General features: G+C 56.4%; 17 protein-coding genes. 12 read left to right on the plus strand and 5 right to left on the minus strand.

Features of this window, described 5'->3' with window-relative positions:
- Positions 1 to 17: 17 nt before the first annotated feature.
- From AC2FJE_RS19775 to coxB, 4 genes are all read right to left on the minus strand, one after another.
- Positions 18 to 593, minus strand: a complete 576-nt coding sequence (locus tag AC2FJE_RS19775; protein WP_496757752.1) for a cytochrome c oxidase assembly protein — start codon at positions 591 to 593, stop codon at positions 18 to 20.
- On the minus strand, positions 593 to 754 hold the full coding sequence (locus AC2FJE_RS19780) for a cytochrome c oxidase system small membrane protein (RefSeq protein WP_170561014.1): 162 nt from the start codon (positions 752 to 754) through the stop codon (positions 593 to 595). Before AC2FJE_RS19780 ends, AC2FJE_RS19775 begins: the two co-directional genes overlap by 1 nt.
- Positions 751 to 1,707, minus strand: coding sequence for a heme o synthase (cyoE, locus tag AC2FJE_RS19785; protein ID WP_282120031.1), 957 nt, complete (start codon positions 1,705 to 1,707; stop codon positions 751 to 753). Before cyoE ends, AC2FJE_RS19780 begins: the two co-directional genes overlap by 4 nt.
- An 85-nt stretch (positions 1,708 to 1,792) precedes the next feature.
- Positions 1,793 to 2,704, minus strand: coding sequence for a cytochrome c oxidase subunit II (gene coxB, locus AC2FJE_RS19790; RefSeq protein WP_496761371.1), 912 nt, complete (start codon positions 2,702 to 2,704; stop codon positions 1,793 to 1,795).
- 176 nt (positions 2,705 to 2,880) lie between these two features.
- On the opposite strand from coxB, the gene tldD reads away from it, so the two are divergent.
- The 5 genes from tldD to AC2FJE_RS19815 all read left to right on the plus strand — a co-directional run bounded on the left by tldD (position 2,881) and on the right by AC2FJE_RS19815 (position 9,924).
- Positions 2,881 to 4,302: a metalloprotease TldD gene (gene tldD, locus AC2FJE_RS19795; protein ID WP_496757745.1), complete on the plus strand. Its 1,422-nt coding sequence runs from the start codon at positions 2,881 to 2,883 to the stop codon at positions 4,300 to 4,302.
- A 240-nt stretch (positions 4,303 to 4,542) separates the two neighbouring features.
- Complete coding sequence (gene dprA, locus AC2FJE_RS19800; RefSeq protein ID WP_496757743.1) at positions 4,543 to 5,676, plus strand: DNA-processing protein DprA; 1,134 nt, start codon at positions 4,543 to 4,545, stop codon at positions 5,674 to 5,676.
- Between the two features lie 174 nt (positions 5,677 to 5,850).
- Entirely contained in the window at positions 5,851 to 8,490 is a 2,640-nt protein-coding gene (gene topA / locus AC2FJE_RS19805) for a type I DNA topoisomerase (protein WP_496761373.1), read from the plus strand.
- Between the two features lie 103 nt (positions 8,491 to 8,593).
- Positions 8,594 to 9,298, plus strand: coding sequence for a CoA transferase subunit A (locus AC2FJE_RS19810; RefSeq protein ID WP_496757740.1), 705 nt, complete (start codon positions 8,594 to 8,596; stop codon positions 9,296 to 9,298).
- Positions 9,298 to 9,924, plus strand: coding sequence for a CoA transferase subunit B (locus AC2FJE_RS19815; RefSeq protein WP_058276937.1), 627 nt, complete (start codon positions 9,298 to 9,300; stop codon positions 9,922 to 9,924). The genes AC2FJE_RS19810 and AC2FJE_RS19815 overlap by 1 nt, the downstream gene beginning before the upstream one ends.
- A 42-nt stretch (positions 9,925 to 9,966) precedes the next feature.
- On the opposite strand, the gene AC2FJE_RS19820 is transcribed toward AC2FJE_RS19815, so the two are convergent.
- Positions 9,967 to 10,827 carry a lytic transglycosylase domain-containing protein gene (locus tag AC2FJE_RS19820; RefSeq protein WP_432653449.1) on the minus strand — a complete coding sequence of 287 codons (861 nt, stop codon included), beginning with the start codon at positions 10,825 to 10,827 and terminating at the stop codon, positions 9,967 to 9,969.
- A 353-nt stretch (positions 10,828 to 11,180) separates the two neighbouring features.
- Here AC2FJE_RS19820 and AC2FJE_RS19825 point away from each other — a divergent pair, with 353 nt between their 5' ends.
- From AC2FJE_RS19825 to AC2FJE_RS19855, 7 genes are all read left to right on the plus strand, one after another.
- A complete protein-coding gene (locus AC2FJE_RS19825) occupies positions 11,181 to 11,393 on the plus strand; it encodes a Flp family type IVb pilin (RefSeq protein ID WP_282120037.1) in 213 nt (70 codons plus the stop codon).
- An 85-nt stretch (positions 11,394 to 11,478) separates the two neighbouring features.
- On the plus strand, positions 11,479 to 11,703 hold the full coding sequence (locus AC2FJE_RS19830; protein ID WP_496761376.1) for a hypothetical protein: 225 nt from the start codon (positions 11,479 to 11,481) through the stop codon (positions 11,701 to 11,703).
- A gap of 148 nt (positions 11,704 to 11,851) precedes the next feature.
- Positions 11,852 to 12,721 (plus strand): Flp pilus assembly protein CpaB, encoded by an 870-nt coding sequence (gene cpaB, locus AC2FJE_RS19835; RefSeq protein ID WP_282120039.1) that lies wholly within the window; start codon positions 11,852 to 11,854, stop codon positions 12,719 to 12,721.
- Positions 12,722 to 12,912: 191 nt separating this feature from the next.
- Entirely contained in the window at positions 12,913 to 14,319 is a 1,407-nt protein-coding gene (locus AC2FJE_RS19840; protein WP_282120040.1) for a type II and III secretion system protein family protein, read from the plus strand.
- Between the two features lie 17 nt (positions 14,320 to 14,336).
- Positions 14,337 to 14,963, plus strand: a complete 627-nt coding sequence (locus AC2FJE_RS19845) for an OmpA family protein (RefSeq protein WP_282120041.1) — start codon at positions 14,337 to 14,339, stop codon at positions 14,961 to 14,963.
- A 199-nt stretch (positions 14,964 to 15,162) separates the two neighbouring features.
- On the plus strand, positions 15,163 to 16,395 hold the full coding sequence (locus tag AC2FJE_RS19850) for a CpaE/TadZ family protein (RefSeq protein ID WP_496761377.1): 1,233 nt from the start codon (positions 15,163 to 15,165) through the stop codon (positions 16,393 to 16,395).
- Positions 16,396 to 16,419: 24 nt separating this feature from the next.
- A complete protein-coding gene (locus AC2FJE_RS19855; RefSeq protein WP_058272282.1) occupies positions 16,420 to 17,865 on the plus strand; it encodes a TadA family conjugal transfer-associated ATPase in 1,446 nt (481 codons plus the stop codon).
- The last annotated feature ends 12 nt before the right edge of the window (positions 17,866 to 17,877 follow it).

Raw genomic sequence — 17,877 nt, forward strand, 5'->3', positions numbered from 1 at the left:
TCCCTCACCTACAGGCGTTAGTTCGTTGTTATATCAGCCTGCGTCTCAAGGGCGGCAACGCCCTCGGGCAGGTCAATTTCGTAGAATGTATACGACAGTGTAATCGTATGAACATACTTAGCTTCAAGATCCTCGACCATTTCAGGGTCGACGAAAAAGGTGACCGGCATCTCAACACGTTCACCCGGTTGCAGCACCTGCTCTTCAAAGCAGAAACAGGCAATTTTCTGGAAATACCCGCCGGCTGAATACGGAGTCACGTTATAGGACGCCTGTCCCGCGATGGGGCGGTCGGTCGGGTTGTAGGCTTCATAAAAGGCCAGTCCGGTTTCGCCGATACGCACTTCCATCTCGCGAGCGACCGGCTTGAATTCCCATGCCATGCCTTTTGCCTTCGAGGCGTCAAAGCGGACGGTAACCTTGCGATCCAGAATATCCTCGGGCGCAGTCGCAGCAACACCGGTGGTGCCACCAAAACCGGTGACGCGGCAGAACCAATCGTAAAACGGAACGGATACCCACGCCAGGCTGCCCATAAGGACAACTACGCCAACTGTCTGTGCAACAGTTTTCTGCGGACCTGACAGAGCCATCAATTCTGTACCTCTTGCGTCGCCAAGCTGAAATCTGTTCCTGAAACCTTTACGACCGTCAGACCAAATATGATCACGATAAAGGCAGCCAGCGTCAGGCCGACCCCAAGGTTACGGCTGAACCGGCGTTGGTGAAGTTCGTGGCTCTTGCGCAGGCTCATGACCAACCTCCTAACCCATAGGGTTTCAGCAGTGCTTCGACCAAGATAGCACCGAAATGCAGGAACAGATACAGCAACGACAGCTTGAAGAACGCGCGTTCGACCTTGAAATTGTCGGCCTCGGAGTCATCCTCGTTCCGGCGCGAAATCTGCCACGCTCCGCGCAGGAACAGCGCGTTCAACACCACAGCCACGGTCAGGTAGATCGGACCGCCAATACCCGAGAACGCGGTTCCAACAGCCAGCATGGCCAGCAGCCCGGTATAGACCAGAATGTGCCAGCGCGTGGCGCGACGACCATGTGTAACGGTCAGCATCGGAACACCCGCATCGTCGTAATCCGAGCGCATGAATAGCGCCAGAGCCCAGAAATGCGGCGGGGTCCACATGAAGGTCAGGGCAAACATCAACCACGGCTCGATCGACATAGACCCTGTTGCGGCAACCCAGCCGATAACCGGCGGGAATGCCCCTGCCGCGCCGCCGATCACGATGTTTTGCGGCGTCGAGCGTTTCAGCCACATCGTATAGACGACAACGTAGAAAAAGATCGTGAAGGCCAGGAAAGCGCCAGCAAACCAGTTGGTTGCCAGACCCAGCATAATAACGGACAGCCCCGACAGGGCCAGCCCGATTGCCATCGCCTCACCCTCCTGGACCTTGCCAGAGGGGATCGGGCGGCCTTTGGTACGCTTCATCACGCGGTCGATATCGGCGTCCCACCACATGTTCAAAGCGCCGGATGCGCCACCGCCGATGGCGATGAACAGGATGGCGCAAAAGCCGACGAATGGATGAACAGGGACCGGTGCCGCAAGAAGGCCGACCAAAGCGGTGAACACGACCAGCGACATCACACGCGGCTTCAGCAAGGCAAAGAAATCGCCAAAGCTGGCCTCATCCGCGTGGGATTGGGCGCCTACTGTGCTGGCATTGATGCTTGCGTCGCTCATTTCCGGTCCTTCTGGGGCGAAAGCTGCGCGGGTACCGCGCAGCCTGCATTACCTTTGGCGCGAGCTTTTCAGCCCGCGCGGGTCATTACTTGGATGCAACCTGATAGGCTGCGGGCTGACCTGCATACTCTTCCAGTGCGCCTTGCAGCCACTGCTCATACGCCTCTTCGCTTACCACTTTGACGGTGATCGGCATATAAGCGTGATCCTTGCCGCACAGTTCGGAACATTGACCGAAATAGATGCCTTCCTTTTCGGCCTCGAACCACAGTTCGGCCAGTCGACCCGGAACACCGTCCTGCTTCACGCCGAAGGACGGGATGGTCCACGAGTGGATCACGTCTGATGCGGTAACCTGCATGACGATGACCTTGCCAACCGGAACGACAACGGCGGTATCGGTGGCCAGCAGCCATTCGTCATCGCTGTAGCCCGCATCCGCCAGTTTGGCACGCATCGCATCGTTCAGAACAAATGGGGTCACGTCCGCATCGGCCGGGCGTGCGCCTTCATCCAATGTGGCCGGATGGCCCAGCAGATAGCTGTCAAAGGCGAAATCGTGATCAACGTATTCGTAGGTCCAGTACCACTGGTTCCCAACGACTTTGATGGTGATGTCACCTTCGGGAATTTCCTGCTGATTGAACAGAACTGGCAGCGAGAAGGCACCGATGAAGACCAGAATCAGGATCGGGCCAAGGGTCCAGGCAATCTCAACCGGGGTGTAGTGCGAGAATCGCGCCGGTTCAGGGTTGTTACGCGAATTGTAGCGAATGATGCAGTAAATCAGCAGACCCGCAACAAACAGGCAGATCGCGGTGATGATCACCAGAATCATATCATCCAGCCGCTGAATCCCCGAGGCCAGACTGGTAGCAGCAGGCTGGAACCCAAGGCCGCCATCAACCGGCTTACCAATAATCTCAAGCTCCTGAGCCATTGCGGGAAGGCTGGAGAGGGCTGTCATCAACCCCGAAAGCATCAAAGCATTCTTCATTTTCTGTCCTGATCGTCTGATCTTTGCTTCTCTGGCGAAAAGGTGTGAATCAGTCGCACCTCTCCCGTTGTCTTTGGCCGCGTTAAAAACCATATTCCGTCGGGTAGATAAAGCAAAATGCTTGCGTCAAACAGACGCTATTTTTGATCTGGATCAAACTCGGAAGGTCCCAACAGATGTCCAATGACCCGTTTCGCCCATTTGATAGCGCTATTCCGCAGGACGAGGCGCTTGCGGTTTTGCAATCCGCCACTTCCGGGGCAGAAGACGGTGAGCTGTTTGTCGAGCGGCGAAAATCCGAGGCTTTGGTCTTTGACGACGGGCGCTTGAAGACGGCATCTTATGACGCATCCGAAGGGTTTGGCCTGCGGGCGGTGCAGGGCGAAGTTGCCGGGTATGCGCATTCCACCGATGTCTCAATTCCGGCACTGAAGCGGGCAGCCGAGACCGCGCGCCTGGCTGTTGGCGACGGCGGCGGCACGCTGGCCGATGGTCCGCGCGCTACCAATACCCGCCTTTATACGGACGAAGACCCGATTGAATCCGCTGATTTCCCGGTCAAGATCGAAACACTGCGCGAGATCGACGCCTATGCCCGCGACATGGATCCCCGCGTCGTGCAGGTTAGCGCGACAATCGCCGCAGCCGTGCAAGAAGTCGAGATTTTGCGCCCGGACGGCGTACTGATGCGAGACGTGCGGCCAATGACCCGCCTCAATATCTCGGTCATCGTCGAACAGAACGGTCGCCGCGAAAGTGGCTCGGCCGGGGGTGGCGGGCGCGTCGGGCTAGACGGCCTGATCGATCCGTCGGATTGGCAGGACAAAGCGCGCGAGGCGTTGCGGATCGCCTTGGTCAATCTCGACGCGATCCCGGCCCCTGCCGGCGTGATGGAGGTCGCGCTTGGCCCCGGTTGGCCAGGCATCCTCTTGCACGAGGCAATCGGACACGGTTTGGAGGGGGATTTTAACCGCAAGGGAAGCTCGGCCTTTGCCGGTTTGATGGGACAGCAGATCGCATCCAAAGGCGTGACCGTTGTTGATGACGGCACAATCCCGGATCGTCGCGGCTCGATCTCTTTGGATGACGAAGGCACACCCAGTTCAAGGACAGTTTTGATCGAAGATGGCGTCCTGACCGGCTATATGCAGGATCGCCAAAACGCGCGCCTGATGGGCGTGGCCCCCACCGGAAACGGGCGGCGGCAAAGCTATGCGCACAAACCCATGCCGCGGATGACGAACACTGTGATGCTGGGTGGTGAGGCTGATCCGGCCTCTTTGGTTGCGGACATCCGGGACGGAATCTGGGCCGTTGGTTTCGGCGGCGGTCAGGTGGATATCACCAACGGCAAATTCGTGTTCTCGTGCACCGAGGCGTACCGCGTGGAAAACGGTAAGATCGGGGCACCCGTCAAAGGCGCGACCCTGATCGGCGACGGTCCATCCGCCCTTAAACGCATTCGGGGGTTGGGCAACGACATGGCGCTGGATCCGGGCATGGGAACCTGTGGCAAAGACGGCCAGTGGGTACCGGTCGGCGTTGGCCAGCCTACCGTTCTGATGGATGGCCTGACAGTCGGCGGATCGGCCGCATAGCCGGGAATCGCTTGGCGGGAAATCGAGAGCGCAGGGTTAACGCTGCGCTTTCAGCCCGCCGGCGCCTTAACATCCTGTCAGGCGCCCGCATTGAAGGCCGTTGTGTTTATTTCATACATTTCAACGCACTAAATAACTCTAAGTGATAAACGCCGAAAATTATCCGGATAATTTGAAGAGATTCACAAGCTGTTAACCCCAGCAATCGTAAACCAGTTCTGCAATCAGGCGGAGCATCGGATGACCGAAGAGCAGCATTCTTCCTATCACCCCACACTCCCACCCACCACGGAAGAGGATCGGTTTTCCTGGCTTCGTCTGTTGCGCTCTCGCAAGGTTGGTCCGGCGACGTTTCGTCGGTTGCTGCGGGAACATGGCTCGGCGCAGAACGCGCTGGCCGCGCTGCCGGAGATGGCACACGCTGCCGGAATTGATGGGTACGAAGTTTGCCCCCCCGGCGTGATTGAGGCGGAACTCAAGGCCGCAAAAGCCGCGAACGCGCACCTTTTGTGCCTTGGCTCCGCCGATTATCCAGATGCCTTGAACGATCTATCCGACGCCCCGCCAATGCTTTGGGCGATTGGAGATAGCTCTCTGCTGCAGCGCCGGTCGATTGCACTGGTCGGTGCGCGGAATTGTTCGTCCCTGGGGGCGCGGATGGCGCGGGGGCTTGCCACAGATCTCGGCAAGCAAGGCTATGTCGTTGTGTCCGGCCTGGCACGCGGCATTGATACAGCGGCCCATATGGCCGCGCTTGAAACGGGCACCGTCGCTGTGATGGCGGGCGGCGTGGATGTCGTCTATCCCACCGAAAACACTGTTTTGGCGGAAAAGATTGGCCAAACCGGGTTGCGTGTCTCTGAACAGCCTATGGGCGTCACACCGCAGGCCCGGCACTTCCCGCGCAGAAACAGGATTATCTCAGGTCTGGCGCAGGCGGTTGTTGTCGTCGAAGCTGCCGCAAAATCCGGCAGTCTGATTACTGCGCGGGACGCCTTGGATCAGGGGCGCGAGGTTCTGGCCGTACCCGGGCACCCTTTCGATGCACGCGCTGCCGGGTGCAACATGCTGATCCGGGACGGCGCGATATTGGTGCGAGCCGCCGAAGACGTCATTGAGGCGCTACCGAAACGGGCACCTACCAGTCAGGTCGAGGGGCCCGCCGTGCCCGACGTTGTAGCCAAACCGGTGATCGCAGGTACCGCACTGCATCGTGAAATCCTGTCGCGATTGGGCCCCTCCCCGATTGCCGAAGATCAGTTGATCCGCGACATTGCCGCAACGGCCGGAGAAATCGGACCCGCATTGATTGATCTGGAACTCGAGGGACAGATCCAGCGCCAGCCCGGCGGCCTCCTGTCGCTGTCAGCATAACCTTCATCGCTGAGGCCTGGTTTCTGCCCAAGTCCTTTTTATACACAGGTTACGTGGTTGAAATTACCACATAATTCCTGTGTTCAAAGGAACGCATTGACAATTCGCCCTTGCCCTCCACATCTTGCACGATCATAGAAGGCGCCAATTCCGTCGAGCGAGGTTTTCCCTTAAATGCCTGTAGTTGTTGTAGAATCCCCTGCCAAGGCCAAAACAATCAACAAATATCTTGGCCCTGACTACACGGTGCTGGCCTCATATGGCCATGTCCGGGACTTGCCGCCCAAGGACGGATCCGTCGATACCGAGCATGAATTTGAGATGAAGTGGGAGGTCGGCAACGACAGCCGCAAACATGTCAAAGCCATCGCCGATGCGCTGAAAGAAGACAACGCTTTGATTCTCGCGACTGACCCTGATCGTGAAGGTGAGGCTATCAGCTGGCACCTGCAAGAAGCCCTGACCAAGCGCCGCTCGATCAAGAAAGACACGCCTGTCAGCCGCGTGACCTTCAACGCGATCACCAAGGATGCGGTGACCGAGGCGATGCAGAACCCGCGTCAGGTCGACATGCCGTTGGTCGAGGCCTATCTGGCCCGCCGCGCGCTGGATTATCTGGTGGGTTTCAACTTGTCCCCGGTTCTGTGGCGCAAACTGCCCGGCGCCAAGTCTGCCGGTCGCGTTCAGTCAGTCTGTCTGCGCCTGATCGTCGAACGCGAGATGGAGATCGAAGCGTTCAAGCCAGTCGAATATTGGTCTGTGAAGGCTGTGTTCGAAACACCGCGCGGCCAGACTTATGAGGCGCGTCTGGTCACGCTGGCCGGTAAGAAACTGGACAAACATGATCTGGCCAACGCCACGCAGGCCGAACTGGCGGTGCAGGCCATCACCAGCCGCGCGCTGAGCGTTACTTCGGTCGAGGCCAAGCCCGCCGCGCGCAACCCCAGTGCGCCCTTCATGACCTCTACCTTGCAGCAGGAAGCAAGCCGCAAGTTCGGAATGGGCGCGCGTCACGCGATGCAGGTTGCTCAACGCCTCTACGAGGCCGGCTACATCACATATATGCGGACCGACGGCATCGACATGGCGCCCGAAGCCGTGACAGCCACGCGCGAAACGATCACCGACCGTTACGGTGCAGAATACGTTCCGGACAGCCCTCGTATCTATAAAAACAAGGCCAAGAACGCCCAGGAAGCGCACGAATGTATTCGCCCGACGGATATGTCCCGCGACACCAAGGCTCTGAAGGTCACGGATGAGGATCAACGCAAGCTGTACGACCTGATCTGGAAACGTACCATTGCCTGCCAAATGGCTGCGGCCCGGCTGGAGCGCACGACGGTCGAGATTGGCAGCGATGACGGCCAGGTCGGCCTGCGCGCCACCGGTCAGGTTGTTCTGTTCGACGGGTTCATGCGCGTTTATGAAGAAGGCCGCGACGACGTGGCCGATGATGATGAAAAGCGCCTGCCGCAAATAATGCAGGGCGATCCGGCTCGGTTTGCCAAAACATCCCTGCGCGATCAGTTCACCAAAGCGACCAGCGAGGGCACTGAGAAGGCCGCGAAAGAGGCCATTCTGTCCGAGAACGAATCTGTTCTGGCCCTGCAGCACCACACGCAACCGCCGCCGCGCTACACCGAGGCTACGTTGGTCAAGCGGATGGAAGAGCTGGGGATCGGACGGCCTTCGACCTATGCCTCGATCGTCACAACGATTCAGGACCGGGAATATGTGCGCAAGGACAAGAACCGCCTGATCCCTGAAGAAAAAGGCCGGATCGTTACGATCTTCCTGCTGAACTTCTTCCGGCAGTACGTGGGGTATGAGTTCACCGCCAATCTGGAAGAACAATTGGACGACGTCAGCGCCGGTGGGCGTGACTACAAGGAGTTGCTGAGCAAGTTCTGGCGCGATTTCTCGGCTGCTATCGGCGAGACGTCCGAATTGCGGATCTCCGAGGTTCTGGACAAACTCGACGAAGCCCTGGCGCCGCAGCTTTATCCGCCGCGTGAAGACGGCTCGGACCCGCGTGTCTGTCCGAAATGCGGAATGGGTCAGTTGCACCTGAAGACGTCGCGCACTGGCGGGTTCGTTGGGTGTGGAAACTATCCTGAATGCACCTATACCCGCCCCATCGCCGGCGAAGGCGCTGAAGGCGAGGAACGTCTTCTGGGCGAAGATGCAGGGGATGATATCTGGCTGAAATCCGGCCGCTTTGGCCCCTATGTTCAGCGCGGCGAACCGACGCCCGAGAACAAAAAACCACCGCGCGCCTCACTACCGCGTGGCTGGAGCAAGGATGACATGGATCTGGACAAGGCGCTGACGCTGTTGTCCCTGCCCCGCCAGATTGGCGAACACCCAGAGGGTGGCATGATCAGCTCGAACTTTGGGCGGTTTGGTCCCTATCTGATGCATCAGTTGGCGGATGAGGCCAAGCCGGTCTACGCAAACCTCAAAGACCCCAACGACGTGTTTGAAATCGGCATGAACCGCGCTGTCGAGTTGCTGGCTGAAAAGCGCGCCAACCCCGGGCGGGGCCGTCGCGCAGCGGCAAAAGCGTTGAAGGAATTAGGCGAGCACCCAGATGGCGGCGCGATGCAGGTTCTGGATGGGCGCTATGGGCCATACGTGAAATGGGAAAAGGTCAACGCGACCATTCCAAAAGATATTAAGCCCGAAGATGTGACACAGGAAATGGCCATCGAACTGGTCAACGAACGCGCAGCTAAAAAGGGCACCAAGAAAAAAGCGGCTCCGAAAAAGAAAGCTGCTGCCAAGAAGACGACCAAAAAGGCGGCCACCTGACGACTGGCTAGGTAGAAATACCACCTACCCCTTGGTTTCATTGACTTCCCCGTGACGTGGCGGCACAACCTGCGCCATCACCATGTCATTGGGGGAGTTTTCCATGAAGAAAGTCTATGCCAATGCCACCGAAGCGCTCGATGGAGTGATTTCGGACGGCATGATGATCGCGGCGGGCGGTTTCGGCCTGTGCGGTATTCCCGAATTGCTGCTTGAGGCCATCAAGAACTCGGGCGCTCAAGATCTGACGTTTGCCTCGAACAACGCCGGCGTTGACGATTTCGGCATCGGCATCCTGTTGCAGACCAAGCAGGTCAAAAAGATGATCAGCTCTTACGTCGGTGAAAACGCCGAGTTCATGCGCCAATATCTGGCCGGAGAGCTGGAGCTGGAATTCAACCCGCAAGGAACCCTGGCCGAGCGCATGCGCGCCGGTGGCGCAGGCATCCCCGGGTTCTATACCAAGACCGGTGTGGGCACAGTGATCGCCGATGGTAAAGAGCACAAAGACTTCAATGGCGAGACTTACATCTTGGAAAAAGGCATCTTTGCCGATCTGGCCATTGTCAAAGCCTGGAAGGCCGATGACACCGGCAACCTGATCTTCCGCAAGACCGCGCGCAACTTTAACGTACCTGCTGCGACCTGTGGCAAAATCTGCATTGCCGAGGTCGAGGAAATCGTGCCGCGTGGTTCGCTGGACCCCGATATGATCCACCTGCCCGGCATCTACGTGCATCGCATCATTCAGGGTCAGCACGAAAAGCGCATCGAACAACGCACCACCCGTAAGAAGGAGGAAGCATAATGCCCTGGGATCGCAATCAGATGGCCGCACGTGCGGCGCAAGAGCTGGAAGACGGCATGTATGTAAACCTTGGCATCGGTATTCCGACGCTGGTGGCAAACTATGTTGGTGACAAGGACATCACCCTCCAATCCGAGAACGGAATGCTGGGTATGGGCCCCTTCCCCTTTGAAGGCGAAGAAGACCCGGATCTGATCAACGCTGGCAAGCAGACGATCACGGAACTGTCCCGCACCGCCTATTTCGACAGTGCCACATCGTTTGCTATGATCCGCGGCGGTAAGATTGCGGCCGCCGTTCTGGGCGCGATGGAGGTCGATGAAGAAGGCGATCTGGCCAACTGGATGATTCCGGGCGTGCTGGTTAAAGGCATGGGCGGCGCGATGGACCTGGTTGCAGGTGTTCGTCGCGTGATCGTCGTGATGGATCACACCAACAAGCACGGCAAGTCCAAGCTGCTGAAGAAGTGCACCCTGCCCCTGACCGGCAAGAAGGTGGTGAATCGCATTATCACCAACCTTGGCGTTCTGGACGTGGTTGATGGCGGCCTGAAGATCATCGAGATTGCCGAAGGCGTGACCGAAGACGAGATCCGCGCCGCGACCGAAGCCAACATCGTCAACTAATTCACACCAATGAAAAGGCCCACCGTTTCGGGTGGGCCATTTTCAGTTCAGCGATTGGAATACACACCCATCCGTAATCAGCTGAGGCGGTGTCGAACACAACGCCCGCGCCACCTGAAACGCTGCAAGAACCTTGGGTACGTAATCACGGGTCTCTGCGTAAGGTGGGACGCCCTCGTGCTTACGTACGGCCCCTTCCCCAGCGTTATACCCTGCAAGGACGAGGATCGGGTCGTTACCGAATTCTTCCATCAGCCAGTTCAGGTACTTCACACCTCCCGCGATGTTTTGCGACGGCTGCGTACTGTCCTGAACCCCAAAACGTTTGGCGGTTGCAGGCATCAGCTGCATCAATCCTTGTGCCCCTGCCGAGCTTACAGCGTCGGTGCGCCCGGCGGATTCCACGGAAATGACCGCCAGAACCAATGCCGGTGAGACATTTGTTCCTACGGTCGAGCGCAGAATATCCACGCGGCGCTGTTGGGCGATATTTTGCAGGGTCTGTAAACGCGGTGCCGCGACGTTGATGGCAGCCAGTGCATTCATGGCATCGTGCAGCCGTCCGGACCCGGCCTCGGTCAATGATGGCGACACCCTTTCCCAGAAAGCCTTGTACGAACCAACCGGTTTTTTGCCCGCACCGGGAAGAGTTGGCGGTACGACACGCGTGCGCGCGATGATTTCAGGTTCGACTAATTCTACGCCTGTACTAGGGGCAGACGGGGTCTTCGCATGCTCATCGGGCGTAATCTGGACCGTGACGCGTGGCCGCGTGCCAGGCTTTGGGGCCTTGACCCGTTTGTAAACGCCTCTTGGCTCAACCTCGTTCGCCACGACTGGCACTGGGCCAGACAGCATCAACGCCGCCAAACCGGCGCAAGTCATTGCGAGCCGGAGATTCATTTGCCTGCCTCATGTTTTTCTTTTGGTTGAGTTGAACCTCGAATCTGCCCGCAAGGCCAGAAAAACAATGCGAAATGGGGCAATTTCGCCTCATTTGCCGCAAATTTGCATCGGGGCGACCAGACAACCTCTGTTAGGTTTGTTTTTTTATTGTTTATTTTTAAGTAGTTACCAAAAAAACTACCAAAAAGTTAAACTTCACCAAAAAAAAATAGGGTTTGGCCCAATTCCTGCCATGCACAGCGGTCAATCATAGTGCCATACCGAGACGATCGGGAGCGGACTGAGAGAGGAAGCTCTGATAGACGCCTAGGTTTAATTGACTTTTTTAGATCCTTTAGGAGGGACGTAACATGATCAAGTTCATCAAGAACTTCCGCAAAGACGAAGACGGCGCCGTAACAGTAGACTGGGTCGTTCTGACCGCAGCCGTTGTTGGCCTGGCCGCAGTTGCATACACTCAGATCGGTAACGGCACCAAAGCCGTGTCGGACAGCGTTGGCACATCGTTGACAAGCGTTTCGACTGCAGTTCAGACGCCTGACGTCAACCCAACCGACAACTAATCCAGGTACAGACTATCTGGGGTGGGGCCATGCTTGAACTAGCTTGGCCCCTATTTTTTTCTAAACTTCCGTCTCTGGTGCTCTGATGTTGAACAGACTCGAAAAATTCCTGAAAAACGAAGATGGGGCGGTCACAGTTGATTGGGTCGTTCTAACCGCAGCAGTGGTTGGGCTAGCTGCTTTCGTGGGCATTTACTTTTTCACCCCTCTGAAGGCAATTGATGAAGCCAACGGCAGATCAATGAACGGAGTGGCAACCCAAGTTGATTCATTGGAAATCTCAGTGGAATTTTCCGGCTCCGGCTCTTAACGGCACTATTTCCTAGTTTCCTAGAACAAGGTTTGCCAATTTACCCAACATTGTCCCCCTTTTCGACACAATTCACGTTTACACAGGGGGCAAATGATGTCGTATTCTGATCGACACCAAACCAAAAAAGAAGTGTGAGGGGACGCGAATGCGTGCGGTATTTGGACTTGTTCTGATTATTGGGGTCGCTCTGGCCGGTGGTGCTGTGTACCTGGCAAAGGATTACATCAGTCAAACCCAGGCGGAACTAGAGCGCGAGAGATTGGCTACACAAAACGCTCTGGCGAACGTTAAGACAATTCCTACAGTGGACGTCATGGTTTTGAATCGGGCGATGAAATACGGTGAGCGTCTGGCAGAAGACGATGTGCGCGTCGTGCAGTGGCCAGAGGACGCGATTCCCGAAGGAACTTTCTCGGACATGACCGCGTTGTTTCCGCAAGATGGTAAGGGCGATCGCTTTATCCTTCGCACGATAGAAAAAGACGAGGCACTTTTAGAAGTCAAAGTAACCCAGCCCGGCGAATCGGCTGGCCTTACCTCACGCCTTGAGAAAGGCATGCGAGCTTTTGCCATCAGCGTAGATGTAGCATCTGGTGTGTCTGGCTTTTTGCGCCCGGGCGATAACGTCGACGTTTACTGGACCGGATCCCTAAGAGGTACTGGCGGCGAGGGAGAGATCACACGTCTTATCCAGACCAACATTGAATTGATTGCAATTGATCAATCCGCGGGATCGGACGTGACCGGCACAACAATCGCCAGGACGGTCACTGTTGCAATAACCCCAGAACAGGTCGCCGCACTCGCCCAAGCTCAGAACACCGGACGCTTGTCACTGGCATTGGTCGGCACCCAGGATGAGACCATTGCGACTGCGATTGAAGTGGACCAAAGAAAACTGTTGGGAATCGAAGCGGCCGCACCAGCGCCTGTTCAGGTTGAGGAACGAAAGTGCTTCACCAACATTCGTCGTGGCGCGGAAATCGTCCAAACACCCATTCCCTGCACAAACTAGCGCGAAATCAAAACGTTAAAGCCACAAGCCGCGCCATCAGCGCGGCTTGTTTCGTTTCGAATGTTGCGCATTACCCACATAAGGAAAATTCCAGAAACCATTGATTATTGCAATAAAATCGTAATTCGCGCAGTGTTATCGCACATAAGGCATTAGACCTAAAACGAGGCGTGATCGGAGAGGCAGGTCACATGAAAATAATATCTTGGTTCAACGCAACCCTTCTGGGGTTGGCGTTAGTTATCAGTTCGGCCAGCACTGCTGTCCAAGCTGAAACACTTCGCGTGGTTAAGAACGGTACGGCGGAAACGCTGGACGTTCCGATGAACCGCGCAATTGTCGTTGAAAGCGAAACACCATTTGCGGAACTCAGCATCGCCAACGCAGGCATCGCTGACATTTCGTCGCTTTCTGATCGTACTATCTATGTTTTGGGTAAGGCACCTGGCCTGACCACGCTGACTTTGTTCGATGGGGCTGGCAACCTGCTGGCCAACGTTCGGGTCCGTGTTTCGCCGGATGTGTCTGAATTCAAAGAGAGATTGAGACAGATTCTGCCGAACGAGCCAATCGAAGTGCGTACTGCCAACGACGGCATCGTTCTTTCTGGCACGATCTCCAGCTCGGCTAAATTGGCCCGTGCCCTGGAACTTGCAGAACGTTACGCGCCCGAGCGGGTTTCGAACCTAATGTCTGTTGGCGGTGTTCAACAGGTCATGCTGAAAGTTCGCTTTGCCGAAATGAATCGGTCGGTTGCCAAAAGTTTGACCGCATCGCTTGGTTTTGGCGGTGGTGACACAACGGGCGGATTCAACACGTTGAACACCGCTGGTGCGTTGGCCAACGCGTTGAACAACAACATTCCCTTCCAGCAGACAAATACAGGTGCCATCTTGTTTGGCTTTGGTGCCGGTTCGACACAGGTACGCTTGCTGTTAGAGGCGCTCGAATCCAAAGGGCTTGCCCGTACTCTTGCAGAGCCCAACCTGTCAGCTCTGTCTGGTCAGGAAGCTGAATTCCTGGCTGGCGGCCAAGTCCCGATTCCGGTTCCAGCCGATGACGGCCAAATCGCAATTGAATACCGGAATTTTGGTGTGCAGGTCCTCTTTACGCCCCGCGTGGTGGACGGTGATCTGATAAACCTCGAGCTGGGAACATCGGTGTCAACTATTGACCCTAACTCCAACTTTTCAATTGCAGGCAACAACGTGCCAACATTCATTGCGCGTCAGACGAAGACGACAGTTGAATTGCGAGACGGCGAGAGCTTTGCAATTGCAGGGTTGGTTCAGGACAACTTCGCGGACCTGAATAGCCAAATTCCATGGGTCGGCGACATTCCTGTGCTGGGTGCTTTGTTCCGCAGCGCGGAATACCAGCGTCAGCAATCTGAACTGGTTATCATCGTCACAGCCCATCTGGTATCACCCACCCGTGGTGAAGCCCTGGCCCTGCCGACAGACCGCGTCAAACCGCCTAGCGAGTTTGACCTGTTCTTGAACGGAAAAACGGCGCGAACGACGCGCGTTGGTTCGGGTGCTGCGTCTGAAGTCGCCAAACAGGACTTTGGCAGCTCATACGGCTACATCCTGGAATGATTGAGAGGATAGGACCAATGCAGAAGTGGATCATAACACTGGGTCTGTCGGTCACCGTTGCCGCGTGTACACGCGAGGCCGGATACGAAATCGACCAAGGCGCCTTTGGCAACGCAACGCTAAACAACGTTCAGGTCATGAACGGTGAATTGACATACGCCCAAATCCTGGGTCAGCGGTTTGCTGCAGAAGTTCCGACGCAGATCAATTTTGCGTTTAACAGTTCTCAGCTGGACGCTCAGGCGCAACGGGTCTTGTTGCGGCAAGCGGCATGGATCAAGCAGTTCCCCGAAGCGCGGTTCCGCGTTTACGGCCATACCGATGCCGTCGGCTCTACCGCCTATAACCAGTCGCTTGGGCAACGTCGTGCAAACGCCGCCGTCGCGTTCCTGACGCAGCAGGGAATCTCGCGATCACGCTTGGAAGCCGTTGTTTCCTTTGGGAAAACACGACCTCTGATCGACACTCCGAACCGAGATCGCCGAAATCGGCGTACTGTGACCGAAGTGTCCGGCTTCTTGGATCGCAACCCGCTGGTGCTGGATGGCAAATACGCCGAGATCGTGTACCGCGAATACGTCGACAGCGCGACAAGAGAAAGTTACATCCAGCGTGAAGACGCTGGCGGCAGCGACGATGAATAATCCATAAGAAATGGGCGGCATCGTCGCCCATTTCCCTACAATTGGTTCTTTTGCGCCAAAATCTTGCCTAAGTTCCAAGCCATCTTTTCAACAATTAGGTGAAGTGCGGCCCGAATTGGCCGCGACCGGGCAACAGCGAACTGAACCGAACCAAACATGTTCGGGCAGTGAGCAGGTCCAGACGACGAGGATTGTGTGAATGACAAGCGCCAAAACGCATGATGACGGAACTGCCATTCTGGCCTGCACGATCAGCCGTGACGTCCAAAATTTTGATCTTCTGATCGAGGACATGGAAACCATTTTGGGCGAACGTTGGGGCGACCTTGGGTTTGCCGAAGCCCTGGCTTTTTTCAGCCAACCAGAGGCGGAAAGCCTTGAATTCGTTGCGCTTGCTATTGACGGAGAAGATGAAGACAACCTTTCCCTGATGGGCGAAATCATCTCGCAGGCCAAAGAGAAAAAGATCAAGATCGTTCTGATCGCCGAAGACGTAACACCTGCGTCTCTGCACCAACTGCTTCGCAAGGGCGCGGACGAGTTTGTCCCCTACCCTCTTCCCGAAGGAGAGTTGCAGGAAGCCATTGAGCGCATGAACAAACCTGAACCGGTGGCAACGACTGCAGTGGCAGCTCAGGTCACTCAGGGTGATTCGAAAGAAGGCGCGCTGTTTGTGGTCCATGGGCTGGCAGGCGGTGTGGGATCAACGACTATGGCGGTCAATCTCGCCTGGGAGCTGGCAACTGCGTCAGACAAAGAGGCGCCTTCTGTGTGCGTCATCGACCTGGATCTGCAATATGGCAGCGTGTCGACCTATCTGGACCTTCCCCGACGCGAAACCATATTTGAGATGCTGTCGGACACAAACTCGATGGACGACGATGTCTTCTCGCAGGCCCTACAAACCTATGAGGAAAAGCTTGAGGTCCTGACTGCACCGTCCGATATGGTTCCGTTGGACCTGATCACACCCGAAGACATCGAGCGCGTCATCGAAATAGCCCGCAGGAAATTCGACTACGTGGTTGTCGATATGCCGACAACCCTTGTTCATTGGTCGGAAACGGTTCTTCAGGCTGCACATGTGTACTTTGCCATGATCGAGCTGGATATGCGATCCGCTCAGAACGCGCTGCGGTTGAAACGCGCCCTTCAGGCCGAGGAACTGCCGTTCAACAAGCTCCGGTTCGCTCTGAACCGAGCCCCGAAATTCACTGACTTGAATGGCAAAGGCCGGGTCAAGCGAATGGGCGAAAGCCTGGGCATTTCAATTGACCTGCAATTGCCAGATGGTGGCAAACCCGTCATGCAAAGCGGTGATCACGGATTGCCGCTGGCCAAATCCGCCGCCAAAAACCCGCTGCGTCGGGAAATCGCAAAACTTGCAAAATCGCTTCACAGCTTGGGCAGCAGCAGCGCCGAGGCCGCGTAACCGTATTTCAGAGGGGTAGTCGCCGTGTTTTCAAGATACAAGAAGCAGCCAGCAGCGCAGCCGGTCGAGGCTGCTCCAGCGCCTGAGGCTGCGGCGCAAACGCCTGCTCCGAAAAAAGCATCCACTGACAACGCCGTCGCCCGCCGCCCAATTCAAAAGAAGGCTGCTGAACCGGTCGGATCGGACCGGGATCGCAAGCGCAAAGAGCGCTTGGGTGAGATTAAGATCGAGATGCACCGGGAACTGCTGGAAAACCTGAATCTTGCGGCACTTGAAAAGGCCGGAGAATCTGAACTTCGAGCGGAAATCAGCGCGATCTCGAGCGAAATCCTCGAATCCCGCGATATTGTTCTGAACCGCGAAGACCGGTCACAGCTAAACAAAGAACTGTATGACGAAGTCACTGGTTTGGGCCCCCTTGAGACGCTGCTTCAAGACGACAGTGTCAACGATATCCTGGTAAACGGTCCTCAGCAGATTTTTGTCGAACGGTTCGGCAAGCTTGAAATCAGCGACGTCACGTTCAAGGACGAAAAGCACCTGATGCGGATCATCGACAAGATCGTATCCGCCGTGGGTCGCCGGGTCGATGAATCCAACCCCTATGTTGACGCTCGCCTGGCTGACGGGTCGCGTTTCAACGCAATGGTGCCACCTATCGCCGTTGACGGGTCGCTGGTTTCCATTCGTAAGTTCAAAAAAGACAAGCTGGCCATCGACGATCTGGTCAATTTCGGCGCATTTACCGAAGAAATGGCCGCCTATTTGCAGGCAGCTGTTTCAACGCGTCTGAATATCATCGTCTCGGGCGGTACAGGCTCGGGTAAAACGACGACGCTGAATGCCTTGTCCAGCTTTATTGATGACGCCGAACGCATCCTGACCATTGAGGATACGGCGGAACTTCAGCTGCAGCAGACCCATGTGGGACGGATGGAAAGCCGCCCTCCTAACGTCGAAGGCAAAGGCGAAGTCAGTCCGCGCGACTGTCTAAAAAACGCTCTTCGTATGCGTCCTGACCGCATCATCGTGGGCGAGACGCGTGGCGCCGAGGTGATCGACATGCTGCAAGCCATGAACACTGGCCACGACGGTTCGATGACCACGATCCACGCCAACTCGGCGCGTGACGGGATTTCGCGTCTCGAGAACATGATTGCGATGGCCGGGATCGAGATGCCTATCAAAGCGGTACGCAGCCAAGTCTCATCCGCTGTGAACCTGATTGTACAGGCCAGCCGCCTGCAGGACGGCTCACGTCGGATGACCTCGATCACTGAGATTACGGGGATGGAAGGCGACGTGATTTCGATGCAGGAAATTTTCAAGTTTCAACGCGTTGGTCTTACGCCGGACAACAAGATAATTGGCCATTTCACCGCAACCGGTGTGCGCAGCCACTATTCCGAACGCTTCCGTCTGTGGGGCTTTGATCTACCGTCATCCATCTACGAACCTACGACCGTCTAAGGAGATCCGGAA

This window comes from Ruegeria sp. CDSC002 (assembly GCF_059610905.1).